The 13,590-nt window shown below is 69.5% G+C and carries 12 protein-coding genes; 6 read left to right on the forward strand and 6 right to left on the reverse strand.

Annotated features, from left to right (window positions below; genetic code table 11):
* Positions 1 to 31 precede the first annotated feature (31 nt).
* The 3 genes from OZ403_RS12325 to OZ403_RS12335 all read left to right on the forward strand — a co-directional run bounded on the left by OZ403_RS12325 (position 32) and on the right by OZ403_RS12335 (position 3,865).
* Positions 32 to 1,309, forward strand: coding sequence for a dicarboxylate/amino acid:cation symporter (locus OZ403_RS12325; RefSeq protein ID WP_140789747.1), 1,278 nt, complete (start codon positions 32 to 34; stop codon positions 1,307 to 1,309).
* A 73-nt stretch (positions 1,310 to 1,382) separates the two neighbouring features.
* Entirely contained in the window at positions 1,383 to 1,868 is a 486-nt protein-coding gene (locus OZ403_RS12330; protein ID WP_140853823.1) for an FKBP-type peptidyl-prolyl cis-trans isomerase, read from the forward strand.
* 101 nt (positions 1,869 to 1,969) lie between these two features.
* A complete protein-coding gene (locus tag OZ403_RS12335) occupies positions 1,970 to 3,865 on the forward strand; it encodes an OPT family oligopeptide transporter (protein ID WP_140789751.1) in 1,896 nt (631 codons plus the stop codon).
* 19 nt (positions 3,866 to 3,884) lie between these two features.
* Here OZ403_RS12335 and OZ403_RS12340 read toward each other — a convergent pair whose 3' ends face one another.
* The 3 genes from OZ403_RS12340 to fusA all read right to left on the reverse strand — a co-directional run bounded on the left by OZ403_RS12340 (position 3,885) and on the right by fusA (position 9,150).
* Positions 3,885 to 4,799, reverse strand: a complete 915-nt coding sequence (locus OZ403_RS12340) for a flagellar motor protein MotB (protein ID WP_174258733.1) — start codon at positions 4,797 to 4,799, stop codon at positions 3,885 to 3,887.
* Positions 4,800 to 5,027: 228 nt separating this feature from the next.
* Positions 5,028 to 6,950, reverse strand: coding sequence for an ABC-F family ATP-binding cassette domain-containing protein (locus OZ403_RS12345; protein ID WP_140789755.1), 1,923 nt, complete (start codon positions 6,948 to 6,950; stop codon positions 5,028 to 5,030).
* 85 nt (positions 6,951 to 7,035) lie between these two features.
* Positions 7,036 to 9,150 carry an elongation factor G gene (fusA, locus tag OZ403_RS12350; protein WP_268784292.1) on the reverse strand — a complete coding sequence of 705 codons (2,115 nt, stop codon included), beginning with the start codon at positions 9,148 to 9,150 and terminating at the stop codon, positions 7,036 to 7,038.
* Between the two features lie 158 nt (positions 9,151 to 9,308).
* Between fusA and OZ403_RS12355 the strand changes: the two genes are divergently transcribed.
* Positions 9,309 to 9,671 (forward strand): nuclear transport factor 2 family protein, encoded by a 363-nt coding sequence (locus tag OZ403_RS12355; RefSeq protein ID WP_140789759.1) that lies wholly within the window; start codon positions 9,309 to 9,311, stop codon positions 9,669 to 9,671.
* A gap of 42 nt (positions 9,672 to 9,713) precedes the next feature.
* Positions 9,714 to 10,043: an encapsulin nanocompartment cargo protein EncD gene (encD, locus tag OZ403_RS12360; protein WP_140789761.1), complete on the forward strand. Its 330-nt coding sequence runs from the start codon at positions 9,714 to 9,716 to the stop codon at positions 10,041 to 10,043.
* Here encD and sthA read toward each other — a convergent pair.
* A complete protein-coding gene (gene sthA / locus OZ403_RS12365) occupies positions 10,027 to 11,430 on the reverse strand; it encodes a Si-specific NAD(P)(+) transhydrogenase (RefSeq protein ID WP_140789763.1) in 1,404 nt (467 codons plus the stop codon). The genes encD and sthA overlap by 17 nt on opposite strands.
* 50 nt (positions 11,431 to 11,480) lie before the next feature.
* Positions 11,481 to 12,290 carry a pseudouridine synthase gene (locus tag OZ403_RS12370; RefSeq protein ID WP_140789764.1) on the reverse strand — a complete coding sequence of 270 codons (810 nt, stop codon included), beginning with the start codon at positions 12,288 to 12,290 and terminating at the stop codon, positions 11,481 to 11,483.
* 183 nt (positions 12,291 to 12,473) lie between these two features.
* On the opposite strand from OZ403_RS12370, the gene OZ403_RS12375 reads away from it, so the two are divergent.
* Positions 12,474 to 12,734: a hypothetical protein gene (locus OZ403_RS12375; protein ID WP_140789765.1), complete on the forward strand. Its 261-nt coding sequence runs from the start codon at positions 12,474 to 12,476 to the stop codon at positions 12,732 to 12,734.
* Here the strand turns inward: OZ403_RS12375 and OZ403_RS12380 are convergent.
* On the reverse strand, positions 12,731 to 13,453 hold the full coding sequence (locus tag OZ403_RS12380) for an RNA methyltransferase (protein WP_268784293.1): 723 nt from the start codon (positions 13,451 to 13,453) through the stop codon (positions 12,731 to 12,733). The genes OZ403_RS12375 and OZ403_RS12380 overlap by 4 nt on opposite strands.
* Positions 13,454 to 13,590 lie beyond the last annotated feature (137 nt).

The raw sequence follows: 13,590 nt of genomic DNA on the forward strand, positions 1-13,590 counted from the left end.
TCTCCTCCGGCGAGGAGGGCTCGGAGATTCGATGAAGGCGCACCAGAAGATGCTCGTCGGCATTGCCTCCGGCGCGGTGGCGGGCCTTGTCGCCAACGTCGTCGCGGGCGGCGCGCCCTGGCTGGCCTTCGTCGTGGACAACGTCGCCTCGCCGGTGGGGCAGATCTTCATCCGCCTGCTGCTGATGCTCGTGGTGCCGCTGTTGTTCTCCGCCATCGTCGCGGCGGTGGCGGAGCTGGACCTCAAGCAGGTGGGGCGGCTGGGGGCTCGCACGCTGGGCTACACCGTCGCCCTGTCCTCCATCTCCGTCCTCATCGGCCTGGTGCTGGTCAACACGCTGGAGCCCGGCGCGGGCCTCAGTGACGAGGCCCGTGCGTTGGCCCAGGGCGGGATGGCCATCCAGGCGGCCGCCGCGCCTGGGGCATCCTCGTTCGGCGCGGTGCTCATCTCCATGGTGCCCACCAACCCCATCAAGGCCGCGGGGGATGGAGACTTCATTGGCCTCATCGTCTTCTCGCTCATCTTCGGCATGGGCGTGGCGCTCACCCCGGGCGAGCCCGTCCAGCGCCTTCGAGAGACCATCCAGGGCCTCTACGACGTGATGATGAAGCTCATCGACGGCGTGCTGAGCCTGGCGCCCTTCGGTGTGGCCGCGCTGCTGTTCTCCATGACGGCGCGGCTGGGCTTCGGCATCTTCGTGCAGCTCGCCTCGTACATGGGCACGGTGCTGCTGGCGCTGGGCCTGCACATGTTCGTCGTCTACTCGCTGTCGGTGCGCTTCCTGGGCGGGCGCAACCCCGTCGAGTTCTTCCGCAGCAGCCGGCTGGCCATCGTCACCGCCTTCTCCACGTCGTCGTCCAGCGCCACGCTGCCCACCGCGCTCAAGGTGGCGGAGGAGAACCTCAAGCTGCCGCGCACCGTGTCGCGCTTCGTGCTCACCGCCGGCTCGGCCATGAATCAGAACGGCACCGCGCTCTTCGAAGGCGTCACGGTGCTCTTCCTCGCCCAGGTCTACGGCGTGCCGCTCAGCCTGCCCGACCAGGCGCTCATCATGTTCATCTGCATCCTGGCGGGCATCGGCACCGCGGGCGTGCCGGCGGGCTCCATTCCCGTCATCGCGATGATTCTGGGCATGTTCAAGATTCCGGTGGAGGGCCTGGGCCTCATCCTGGGCGTGGACCGCTTCCTGGACATGTGCCGCACCACGCTCAACGTCACCGGCGACCTGGCCGCCGCCGTCTACGTGGCGCGCGGAGAGCCGGCCGACAGCCCGGCCGAAGAGGGAGCCGTGGACCCCTCTGCTTCCTGACGCCGGGCATTTCCCGCCGCACCTTCCCCGCAGCAAGCGCAGTCCCACCGCAGTCATCGGCAAGGAGCCCCGCATGAGGGTCGCCAAGGATTCCGTCGTCTCGCTCGAATACCGGCTGCACCTGGGAGACGGCCAGGTCATCGACCAGAGCGCGCCCGACCAGCCGCTCTCCTACCTGCACGGGCACCGGCAAATCGTCCCGGGGCTCGAAGGGGCCCTGGAGGGCATGGGCCTCGGCGAGAGCAAGCAGGTGGTGGTGGCCCCCGGCCAGGGCTACGGCGAGCACGACCCGGCGGGCGTGCGCACTGTGCCGCGCAACATGCTGCCACCCGGCTTCGCGCCGCAGGCCGGCCAGACGCTGATGGCGCAGACGGACCAGGGCGACATCCCGCTGCGCATCCAGGAAGTGCGCGATGAGGGCGTCGTGGTGGACCTCAACCACCCGCTGGCCGGCAAGACGCTGCACTTCGACGTCACCGTGAAGGGCGTGCGTGCCGCCACGCAGGAGGAGCTCACCCACGGCCACGTCCACGGGCCGGGCGGGCATGAGCACGGCTGACGTGCCGCCCTGACGCGGCGCGGCCAGCCCAGGAGGTTGGCCCGCCCCGTCAAACGCGGTGCTCGCGGGGGGCGTGGGGGTGAACTATCTTCGCCGCCCCCATGAGCCAGTCCCCCTCCCAGACGCCCAGTCCCAGCGGCCTCCGCATCCAACCGTCCGACTCCCCGGGTGACGCGGGAGCCTCCGCGGCCCAGGACCCCGAGCGCTACTGGCTGGAGCACGTCTATCAGGGTGGGGTGCGTCAGCTCACGGTGCGCGCCGTCATCGCCGGCATGGCGATTGGCGCGGTGATGTGCCTGTCCAACCTGTACGTCATCCTCAAGACGGGCTGGAGCCTGGGCGTCACCATCACCGCCTGCATCCTGGCCTTCGCGGTGTTCGGCACGCTGCGCTCGATTCGGGTGCTGAAGACGGAGTTCACCGACCTTGAGAACAACGCCATGGGCTCGGTGGCGTCGGCCGCCGGCTACATGACGGGCGGTGGCAACATGGCCGCGGTGCCCGCGCTTCTGATGCTGACGGGGACGCTGCCGTCCTCGGGTTGGCTCATGGTGTGGTTCGCCGTCATCTCCGCGCTGGGCGTCTTCGCCGCCATCCCCATCAAGCGCCAGCTCATCAACGTGGAGGCGCTGCCGTTCCCCACGGGCACGGCCACCGCGGAGACCATCCGCGCGCTGCACGGCCATGGCGAGGTGGCCCGCCGCAAGTCGCGGCTCCTGGGCATCGCGGGTGGCATTGGCGCGCTCCTGGTGGCGCTGCGGGACGCGCGCTTCACGTGGCTGGCCAACATCCCGGAGAAGGTGAGCCTGCCCTTCACGATGTTGGGGAAGAAGGCGTCGGCGTGGTCGCTGTCCTTCGAGTTCAGCCTGCTGCTGGTGGGCGCGGGCGCGCTGGTGAGCTTCCGCACGGGCTGGTCCATGCTGCTGGGCGCGGTGCTCACCTACGGCTTCCTCGCCCCGGCCATGGTGAGCCAGGGCGCCATTCCCGAGGTGACCTACCGTTCCATCAACAGCTGGATGGTGTGGACGGGCTCGGCGGTGCTGGTGTCCTCGGGCCTGCTCTCCTTCGCCTTCCAGTGGCGCAGCGTGGCGCGCTCCTTCAAGTCGCTGTCCGGCCTGTTCAGGGGGAAGAGCACGAAGGAAGAGGAGGCCGACCCGCTGGCCGGCATCGAGTGCCCGCCCGCGTGGTTTCCCCTGGGCTTCGCGATTCTCGGCCCGGTGGCCGTGTTCCTCATGGCCTACCTGTTCCAGATTCCGTGGTGGGCGGGCGTGCTGGCCATGCCGCTGGCCGTCGTCATGGGCGTCATCGCCAGCCGGGTGACGGGCGAGACGGACACCACGCCCACCAAGGCGCTGGGCCCCGTCACGCAGCTCATCTTCGGCGGCCTGGCGCCGGGCAACATCCCCGCCAACGTCATGAGCGCCAACGCGACGGGCGGCGTGGGGCTCCACTCGGCGGACCTGCTGACGGACCTCAAGTCCGGGTGGCTGCTGGGCGCCAACCCGCGCCAGCAGTTCGTCGCGCAGCTCTTCGGCGTGGTCGCCGGCGCGGCGGTGGTGGTGCCCGTGTTCAAGATTCTCGTGCCGGACGCCAGCATGCTGGGCACGGAGGAGTTCCCCGCGCCCGCCTCCATGGTGTGGGCCGGCGTGTCGAAGCTGCTCGCCACGGGCGTGGCCGCGCTGCCGGGCTCGGCGCGCGTGGGCGCGCTGTGCGGCGCCATCCTGGGCATCTTCCTGGTGCTGCTGGAGCGCTGGGCCCCGGCGAAGGCCAAGGCCTACGTGCCGTCCCCCGCGGGCTTCGGATTGGCCATCGTGATTCCGGGGTCCAGCTCCATCGCCTTCTTCCTGGGCTCGGCCATCGCCGCGCTGCTGCGCCGCACGAAGCCGAAGCTGGCGGAGGACATGGTGCTGCCGGTGTCCTCCGGCTTCATCGCGGGAGAGAGCCTGCTGGGCATCGGCATCGCGATGGCGAAGGCCTTCGGAGTGATGCCCAAGTAGGCCGGCGGGGTGGGGCGCCTCAGTCCACCCGGAAGGTGGAGAACGAGGCGCCCGCCACGAAGCGGAAGGTGGGCGTGTCCATGCCGGCGCCCAAGCCCGGCCCGCCCAGGACGTAGAGGTCCAGCCAGGACAGCGCGTGCTTGCGGATGGCCAGCAGCAACTCGCCGCCCGGACGGCCACCTTGCAGCGGCAGCCCCGCCACCACGCTCACCTCGCCGCGCGTGCTCTCCCCGGCCCGCGACGTCACCGTGGCACCCAGCCGCAGCTCGCTGCCGATGACGTCCTGGGAGAAGCCGGACACGTTGAAGAGCTCGTGCTTCTTGCGCACCAGCACGCCGGCCTCACCGCCGATCTGCCACGTCTCCGCCAGGAAACCGACCTGCAGGCGGGGGTGCACCGCGTAGTCGTCCCGGGCCAGCAGCGCCGTGCTGCCCACCGGGAGCGCGGCCGACACGTCCGCCGCCAACTGGAAGCCCAAGTCCTGACGCATCAGCGCCGCGCGCAGGCCCAGCCAGGGCGTTCCCATTCCCGAACCTTCCGGCGCGTTGAAGTCCCGGAAGCGCGAGCCACCCTGGCTGACGATGAAGGGCACCTCCGCGGCGACCTGGAGCCACGGCAGCACGCCGTAGGCGGCCGTCATGTCCATGGTGAAGCGGTCCTCCACCAGGCCACTGCCGCCGCCCGGCTCCCATCGACGTTGGAAGTGGAAGGGGAGCTGCTCGTAGTGTCCCTGGACCGACATCCGCAGCTCGCCCTGGGGCAGCGTGCGGCCCGTGCCCACCATCAGCGAGCCCAGCGCCGCCGGGTCCAATTCCAGACGCTGGAGGTTGAAGGTGGGGAGCGACCGGCCCTGGGCCCGCGTTTCAGCGGGGCCAACGAACAGGGCCAATGAAGACAACGCAGAGACAAGCGCGAGCGCAGGCCGGGACGGCAAGACGACGCCTCCAATGAAACACGACGTGAATGCGACAGCCCCGAAGGCCCGCACGAGTCGCACGACACGCCAGTCCCGTGCAAGGGCGGCACGCCTTCCCTTGCGTCCAGCAAGTATCAGGGTTCCAAACAACTTGCTGGCTTGACGGGCCAGTCGTCCGGATTCTCCCCGTGTTTCCGTGAAGTCTCATTCCCAGACATGGCTGGGAATGGACAGACGCGCGCCGGCCTACGCGCTGGCGGCGGCCAGGTCCTGCAGCTCCTGCCAGCGCGTGTACAGCCGGTCCACCTCGGCGACGGCGGCGTCCAGCTCCTTCTGCACCTCCGCCACCTTGGGGCCGTTGCTGTACACGGCGGGGTCGGCGAGCTGGGCCTCCAGGCCGGCCTTGCGCGACTCGGCGGCCTCGATGGTGGCCTCCATGCCGTCCAGCTCGCGCTGGTCCTTGTAGGAGAGCTTCCCGGGCTTGCGCGCGGCCTTGGCGGGTGCGGGCTCATCCTGCTTGGGGCCCGGCTTCGGGGCGGCGGGGGCCGCGGCCTTCGCGTCCGCCTGCTCCTTCAGCCGCCGGTACATGGCGTAGTTGCCCTCGTAGCGGGTGACGCGGCCTTCGCCCTCGAAGGTGAGGATGCTGGTGGCCACCTTGTCCAGGAAGTACCGGTCGTGCGTGACGAGCAGTGTGCTGCCCCCGAAGTCCAGGAGCAGCCGCTCCAGGATGTTGAGGGTGACGATGTCCAAGTCGTTGGTGGGCTCGTCCAGCACCAGCACGTTGGCGCCCTCCAGGAACAGGCGCGCCAGCAGCAGCCGGTTGCGCTCGCCGCCCGACAGCGCCTTCACCTTCATGCGCTGCATGGGCACGGGGAAGAGCAGGTCGTCCAGATAGTCGCGCAGGGCCACCTTCTGGTCGCCCAGCTCCACCCAGTCCTCGCCCTGCGAGGCCGATTCGTACACGGTGGCCTCCAGGTCGAGCTGCGCCCGGCTCTGGTCGTAGTACGCCACCTTCGTGTTCTTCCCGATGACGAGCTTGCCGCCGTCGGGCTCCACCTCGCCCAGCAGCACGCGCAGGAAGGTTGTCTTGCCCACGCCGTTGGGCCCCACCAGGCCCACGCGCTCGCCGCGCTGGAGGCGGAAGTCCACGCCGTCCAGCACCTTCCGGTCGCCAAAGGCCTTCTTCACGCCCTCTGCCTCGATGACGGTGTGGCCCAGCCGGGGCGCCGCCGCCACGCGCAGGTCCGCCACCTTGGGGCGCTCGAAGCCCTTCTCCGCCATCAGCTTCTGCGCGCGTTCGATGCGGGCCTTGCTCTTGGTGCGGCGGGCCTCCGGGCCCTTGCGCAGCCACGCCACTTCCTGCGCAATCCAACGCTCGCGCTTGTGCTGCGCCAGCTCGGCGTTCTCCTGCGCCACCAGCTTCTGCTCCACGTAGGCCTGGTAGTTGCCGGGATACGACGTGACGCCCGCGCCGGGCTGGATTTCGACGATGCGGTCCACCAGCCCGTCCAGGAAGTACCGGTCGTGCGTGACGAGCAGCAGCGCTCCGGGCAGCTTGTCCAGCTCCTCCTCCAGCCAGTCCACGGTGTCAGCGTCCAGGTGGTTGGTGGGCTCGTCGAGCAGCAGCAGGTCCGGCCGCGTCAGCAGGGCCCGGGCAATGGCCACGCGCTTGCGCAGGCCGCCGGACAGCTGCGCCACGGGCCGGTCCCAGTCCTTCACGCCCAGCCTGTCGAGCAGCGTCTTGGCGTGGTGCTCGGTGTCCCAGCCGCCCATCTGCTCGATGCGGTCGCTGAGCGCGGAGAACTGCGCCATCAGCTTCTCCTGCTCTTCCGCCGGGGCGGACTCCATCCGCTTCGCCAGCTCCGCGTGGGCGGCCAGCGCCTCCTTCAGCGGCCCCTGGGACACGGACAGCTCGGAGGCCACCGTGGCGCCTTCGGGGAACTCCGGCTCCTGGGGGAGGTAGGTGACGCGGGCGCCACGGCGCAGCTGGAGCTCACCCGTGTCGGCGCGGGCGGCCCCGGCCAGGATTTTCATCAGCGACGACTTGCCGGAGCCGTTGACGCCCACCAGGCCCACCCGCTCCCCTTCCTCGATGGTGAAGGTGAGGTCCTGGAAGACGGTGCGGCTTCCGAAGCTGAGCTGGACGTTGGCGGCGCGGAGCAGCGTCACGGTATCGGACTCCTGAAAAGGCGAAAGGCGCCCCTCATTGAAGAGGGACGCCTTCCTTACCGCCAGAGTGTGGCGGATGCGCGGACTACTTGCGCGCTGCCTGCTCAGCGGCCAGCTTCTCCTTGTACGCCGCCATCAGGGCCTCGGACTCGTTCCGGGGCACCGGCGTGTAGCGGGAGAACTCCATCGTGTACTCGCCCTTGCCCTGGGTGGCGGAGCGCAGGTCCGTGGAGTAGCCGAACATGGTGTTCAACGGCACCTCGGCCACCGCCGTGACGTAGCCCTCGGCCGTCTCGGTGGAGAGGATGGTGCCACGGCGCTGGTTCAGCTGACCCACGACGGAGCCCTGGAAGTCCTCGGGAGCCTGGACCTCCACCTTCATCATCGGCTCGAGGATGATGGGCTTGGCGGCGGCATAGCCCTCACGGAAGCCCATGATGGCGGCCGTCTTGAACGCCATTTCGGACGAGTCCACCGCGTGGAAGGCGCCGTCGTTGATGACCACGCGCACACCCACCACGGGGAAGCCGATGAGGCTGCCCTTCTTCACGGCCTCGGTGAAGCCCTTGTCGCAGGCCGGGATGAACTCGCGGGGGATGGAGCCGCCCACGATGTCGTCCACGAACTCGTACTGCTGCACCGCGTCCGAGGGCAGCGGCTCGATGTAGCCGCACACGCGAGCGAACTGGCCGGAGCCACCCGTCTGCTTCTTGTGCGTGTACGCGAACTCGCCCTTCTGGCTGATGGTCTCGCGGTACGCCACCTGCGGCTTACCGGCCTGGACCTCGCAGTTGTACTCGCGCTTCATGCGCTCGATGTAGATCTCCAGGTGGAGCTCACCCATGCCGCGGATGATGGTCTGCCCGGACTCCTCATCACGGTGCACGCGGAAGGTGGGGTCCTCCTTGGTGAACCGGTTGAGCGCCTTGGAGAAGTTGGCCAGCGCGGAGCGGTCCTTGGGCGCCACGGCGAGCGAAATCACGGCGTCCGGGACGTGCATGGACGTCATCGTGTAGTTCACCACACCATCGGTGAACGTGTCGCCGGACGCGCACTCGATGCCGAACAGCGCAACGATGTCACCCGCGGTGGCATCGTTGATGTCGTTCATCTGGCTGGAGTGCATGCGGACGATGCGCGGAACCTTGACCTTCTTCTGGTTCGACTGGTTGATGATGAAGTCACCCTTCGACACGCGGCCCTGGTAGATGCGCATGTACGTGAGCTGCCCGTAGCGACCATCCTCGAGCTTGAACGCGAGGCCGACGAAGGGCTTCTCCGGGTCGGAATCGAGGATGACCTTCGCCTCGTTGTTCTTCTGGTCCAGCGCCTCGTTCGTCGCCTCTTTGGGGTTGGGCAGGAACGCGCAGACGGCGTTCAGGAGCAGCTGCACGCCCTTGTTCTTGTACGCGGAGCCGCACATGACCGGCGTCATCTTCAGGCTGATGGTGGCCCGGCGGACGGCGGCGATCAGCGCCTCGTTGGAGATGGGCTCGTCGGCGAGGAACAGCTCGCCGAGCTGGTCGTCGACCTCGGCCACGCCTTCGATCATCTGCTGGCGGCGCGTCTTGGCCTCCTCGATCAGCTCCGCCGGGATCTCCTCTTCACGGATGTTCTCGCCGCTCTCGCCATCGAAGTAATACGCCTTCATTTCGATGAGGTTGATCAGACCCTTGAGGCGGTCCTCGGCGCCGATGGGCATCTGCATCTTCACCGGGTGGTGGTTCAGCTTCTCCTTCAGCTGAGCGGCCACGCGGTCATAGTTCGCGCCGGAGCGGTCCATCTTGTTGACGAACGCGATGCGCGGGACGCGGTAGCGCTTCATCTGGCGGTCCACGGTGATGGACTGAGACTGCACGCCAGCGACCGAGCAGAGGACCAGGATGGCGCCGTCGAGCACGCGGAGCGAGCGCTCCACCTCGATGGTGAAGTCCACGTGTCCCGGGGTGTCGATGAGGTTGATGTTGTACTCGCCCCACATCGCGAACGTGGCGGCGGACTGGATGGTGATGCCCTTCTCACGCTCCAGGTCCATCGAGTCCATGACCGCGCCCACGCCGTCCTTGCCGCGGACCTCGTGGATCTCGTGAATCCGACCCGTGTAGAACAGGATGCGCTCAGAGAGCGTCGTCTTGCCCGAGTCGATGTGGGCGGAGATACCGATGTTTCGAATCTTCTCGATGGGTGCGTTGGCGGCCACGATCCGGTCCTTCTTTTCTTGAAAGTGCCTGACGGAACAGAGCAGGCGGGGCCTCTACTTCCCACAGGACGTAGTTTCCAGCCAAATCCGCATGGAAATTGACCCACTTGGGCCTACCTCTGCCTACTCAATACCGTAATCAGTTGAGGTTTCTAACGATGAGCGCGACCGAAAACTTCTCCCTCGCCCGAGCCTGGCTGGACGCCTTCAACGCCTATGACGTGGACGCGCTGGTGGCGCTCTATGCCGAGGACGCCACCCACACGTCACCCAAAATCCGGGTGCTGCACCCGGAGACGGGCGGGCGACTGGTAGGGCGGCAGGCCCTGTCCGCGTGGTGGAAGGCGGCCAACGCCCGGCTGCCGGGGCTGCGGTATGAGCTGGTGGCCCTCACCGCGGACGAGGACAGGGTGTTCATGGAGTACCTGCGCCACGCGCCGGGGGAGGCCCCCATGCCGGTGGCGGAGGTCTTTGAGGTGCGTGACGGCCGGATTGTCGCCTCGCGGGTGTACCACGGCTGAAGTCCCCCCACCTTCCGTGAAGTGGGCTAGCGTGGCCGTCCAATGGCGAAGAACTCGAACCCCAGCGCTTTCGACAGGGACTTCGGATACCTGATGCCGTTCCTGGACCGCGTGGCGGCGGCCGCCTCCGACCTGGGGGATGCGTCCGCTCGCGCGGAGCTCACCCGGCTGATGGTGGAGGAGAAGGCGCGCTGGCAGCGCATCCAGGAGTTGCTCGGAGGGGCAGGGGGCCGTGGCGCCGCCGCGCCGACGCCGGCCCGGGAAGCGCCCGCCGAGGCACCCCGGCTGGCGAGGGGCTCGGCGGACGAACTTCACGAAGCGGCTCCGTTCGCCACGGGGCTCACCGTGGGGAGCCTCAAGGGCAGCCGCTGAGCTGGTCCAGCGCGTCGAAGGTGGCTGCCTTGTAGGCCTCCGACAGCGTCGGGTAGTTGAAGCACGTCTCCACGAAGAGCCGGGCACTGGAGCCGGTGAGCAGGGCCGTGAGGCCCACGTGCACCAGTTCGGAGGCCTGGGGGCCCATGACGTGCACGCCCAGCAGCTTGAGGCTCTCCCGGTGGAAGAGCAGCTTCAGCAGGCCGTGCGTGTCCCCCAGAATCTGTCCGCGCGGGTTGGTGGCGAAGGCGGCGCGGCCGGCCACGTAGGGCACGTTCAGCTTGCGCAGGGCCCCCTCCGTCTCGCCGGCCATCGACACCTCGGGGATGGTGTAGATGCCGTAGGGCAGCACCGGCGCCATGGTGCGCACGCCGCCCAGGTCGAACGCGTGCTCCACGGCGATGCGCGCCTGGTCCATGGACGTGGAGGCCAGCGCCGGGAAGCCGATGACGTCCCCCACGGCATAGATGTGGGGCAGGGCCGTCTGGTACGTGGGGCCCACCTCCACCTGTCCGCGCGGGCCCACCTTCACGCCCAGGGCCTCCAGCCCCAGGCCCGCGGTGTTGGCGGTGCGGCCGGAGGCGACCAATATCTGGTCCGTCTCCAGCGCGGTGCCGGAGGAGAGCAGCATCCGGATGGGGGTGTCCGCGTCCTGTGGCACGTCCACCTGCTCCACCACCTGCCCGAAGCGCAGCTGGATGCCGAGCGCCTCCATGCGCTGGCCCAGCAGCGCGGAGAACTCATCGTCCAGGAAGGGCAGCAGCTCCGCGCGCGTCTCCACCAGCGTCACGGGGATGCCCATGGCGGCGAACATGCAGGCGTACTCACAGCCGATGACGCCGGCGCCCACCACCACCAGCGAGCGCGGCAGTCTTTCGAGCTCCAGCACCTCGTCCGAGTCGTGGATGCGCGGGTCCTCGAAGGGATACAGCGGCGGCCGGTACGGCGACGAGCCGGTGGCCACCAGGATGGTGCCTCCGGTGAGGCGCCGCTCCGGGGAGTCCTGGCGCCGCACGACGACGGTGTTCGCGTCCACGAGCGCGCCGGTGCCCTGGATGATTTCCACCTTGTGGCGCTGGAGGTTGCGGGCAATGCGCTCGCGCTCGATGTCCTTCACCCGCCGTTCGCGGAAGAGGAAGTCGGACACCGTGGCCTCGTGCCGCAGCGTCGTCTCCACGCTGTACAACCCTCGCGCCCGGAAGCCGGACAGGTGCAGCGCCGTCTCTCGCAGCGTCTTGGAGGGAAGGGTGCCCGTGTTCGCCGCGGTACCGCCCAGCACGGGCTCCCGCTCCACCACCGCCACGCGCTTGCCCGCCAGCGCCGCCTGTACCGCGCCCCACTCACCCGCCGGGCCGGAGCCAATCACCACCAGGTCGAAGTCCGCCATGGAGACGAAGGTACGCGACCCCGCCGGTCGTTTGAAGCCAATGCAAGCGGCTAGGGGGCCGAGGGCGCACGCCCCTCGTAGCGAAGCCCCTCGCGGACCTCGTCGTCCGTCAGCAGCCGGAAGGTGCCTTCGGGGATGCCTTCCAGGTCCACGCCGCCCACGGCCTCGCGGTGCAGCGCGCGCACGGGCAGGCCCACGGCGCCGAGCATCCGCTTCACCTGGTGGTGCCGGCCTTCCGTGAGAGTTACCTCCACCGTGTGCTCGTCCCGCACGTTCACCTTCGCGGGGCGGGCGGGACCGTCATCCAACGTCATGCCCCGGCGCAGGGGCTCCACCCGCTCGTCGCTCGCGGTGCTGAAGACGGTGGCCACGTACCGCTTGGGCAGGCGCGCGTCCGGGGACGTGGCGTGGGCCACCAGCTTGTCGTCGTTGGTGAAGAGCAGCAGGCCCGTGGAATCCACGTCCAGGCGGCCCACGGCGTGCCACGTGTAGCCCGCCAGCTCCGGCGGGAGCTGGGGCAGCAGCGCCTCGAAGACGGTGCCGGTGCGGTGCTGCCGCTCCGTGGAGGACAGCAGGCCCGCGGGCTTGTGGAAGGCCAGCACGCGCGTGGGCGGGGCCTCCAGGGACACGACGAGTCCGTCCACCTTCACGGTGGCGCCCGGCGGCACGGGCGTCAGCGCCATCTTCGCCACTCGGCCGTTGATGCTGACGCGGCCGGCGCGGATGGCGTCCTCCGCTTCCTTCTGGGGAAAGACGCCCGCGCGGGCCAGCGCGCGTGACAGCCAGTCCGGCTTCTCCTTGCCCTCCCAGCGTTTGTGCTGCTGCTGCGGCGGCTTCGGCTTGTCGGGCTTGCGAGGCATGGGCGCGGCACTGTACCCGGCCCGGCCTCGGGCGGGAGCGGGAGTTGTACGAACCCGTGCAGGCGCCAGCGGGATGATGCCGGCTGGTGGGGGGACGCCCGGCCGGCCGGTCCGTGTCCACACGGCCGCCGTGGCCCTTCGGGATTGCGGGCAGGAACGTGCGTCGGTGGACACCTTCCGAACATGCGCACCCGGATTCCATACCTGACGCTCCTGGTCCCCGTTCTCGCGCTCGCCCAGTCACGGGCGCGGGCGCCCATCGGCGGGGAGCCCGCGCCCGCCCAATCCACGTGGCTGTGGGTCCTGCTGCTGGTCGTGGCCGCCGCTGTCCTTGCCTGGGGCGCAGTGCGCATGGCGGGGCGCAAGGGGCCGCCGACGTCCGGGTCCGGGGGGATTGGCGTGGGGAAGGGGACGGGAATCCCCCAGAAGCCGCGCTCCGTCTAGGGCGCGGGCTGACGCTTGCGGAGGCTGTGCAGCGCGGCCAGCCACAAGCGGGCTTCCTTCCGCGTCAGCCGTGAGCGCCGCAGCGGTGCGAACAAGTCCCGCACCGCCGTGCGGCCCGGCTGGGCGTCCACGAGGAAGCCTCCCGTCGTGAGGACGGATTCCAGCGTGGCCTCCACCTGCGCGAGCTCCGCGTCCGTGGCCGCCGCGGGCAGCGGGCCGGGCGGCGTGGTGGCGGCCTCCAGCATCGCCACGCGGACCTCGTAGGCGTACAGCAGCACGGCCTGCGCCAGGTTGATGGAGGGCTGCTCGGGCGCGGTCGGCACGGCGGACAAGTCATGCACGCGCTCCACCTCCGCGTTGGTGAGCCCGCTGCGCTCGTCACCGAAGACGAGCGCCACGGGCCCCTGGGGTGCCCGGGCCACCAGTTCCTCACCCACCGCGCGCGGGGGAAGCCGGCGCTTGCCTTCGACCTTGCGCGAGCTGGTCCCCACCACCCAGACACAGTCCGCCACGGCCTCTTCCAGCGTGTCCGCGCGTCGCGCCGCATCCAGCACGTCCCCGGCGTGGACGGCGAGCCTTCGCGCCGGCTCCAAATCCTCCACCTCCGGGCGGACCCAGACCCAGTCGGACAGGCCGCAGTTCTTCAGGGCCCGGGCGGCGGCGCCCAGGTTTTCCGCGTTGCGGGGGCGCATGAGGATGAATCGGACGGGCAGCACCATGCGCGGGGCACCTTAGCGGTTTCTCGCATCGCGAGGACCGCGGATGGATGTCCCGCCGCGTCGCGGACTCCGCTACCCTGGGGGCCTCGAAAGCCTTCGCAGGCGCCCAGGAGCCACACACGGTGTGGCCCCTTGGA

It is taken from the genome of Myxococcus sp. NMCA1 (assembly GCF_026810205.1).
GTDB lineage: Bacteria > Myxococcota > Myxococcia > Myxococcales > Myxococcaceae > Myxococcus > Myxococcus xanthus_A.

Bases quoted from the DNA above. Each gene is read 5' to 3' on its own strand.
- OZ403_RS12325 (WP_140789747.1), top strand. From the start codon at position 32: ATGAAGGCGCACCAGAAGATGCTCGTCGGCATTGCCTCCGGCGCGGTG.
- OZ403_RS12330 (WP_140853823.1), top strand. From the start codon at position 1,383: ATGAGGGTCGCCAAGGATTCCGTCGTCTCGCTCGAATACCGGCTGCAC.
- OZ403_RS12335 (WP_140789751.1), top strand. From the start codon at position 1,970: ATGAGCCAGTCCCCCTCCCAGACGCCCAGTCCCAGCGGCCTCCGCATC.
- OZ403_RS12355 (WP_140789759.1), top strand. From the start codon at position 9,309: ATGAGCGCGACCGAAAACTTCTCCCTCGCCCGAGCCTGGCTGGACGCC.
- encD (WP_140789761.1), top strand. From the start codon at position 9,714: ATGGCGAAGAACTCGAACCCCAGCGCTTTCGACAGGGACTTCGGATAC.
- sthA (WP_140789763.1), bottom strand. From the start codon at position 11,430: ATGGCGGACTTCGACCTGGTGGTGATTGGCTCCGGCCCGGCGGGTGAG.
- OZ403_RS12370 (WP_140789764.1), bottom strand. From the start codon at position 12,290: ATGCCTCGCAAGCCCGACAAGCCGAAGCCGCCGCAGCAGCAGCACAAA.
- OZ403_RS12375 (WP_140789765.1), top strand. From the start codon at position 12,474: ATGCGCACCCGGATTCCATACCTGACGCTCCTGGTCCCCGTTCTCGCG.
- OZ403_RS12380 (WP_268784293.1), bottom strand. From the start codon at position 13,453: ATGGTGCTGCCCGTCCGATTCATCCTCATGCGCCCCCGCAACGCGGAA.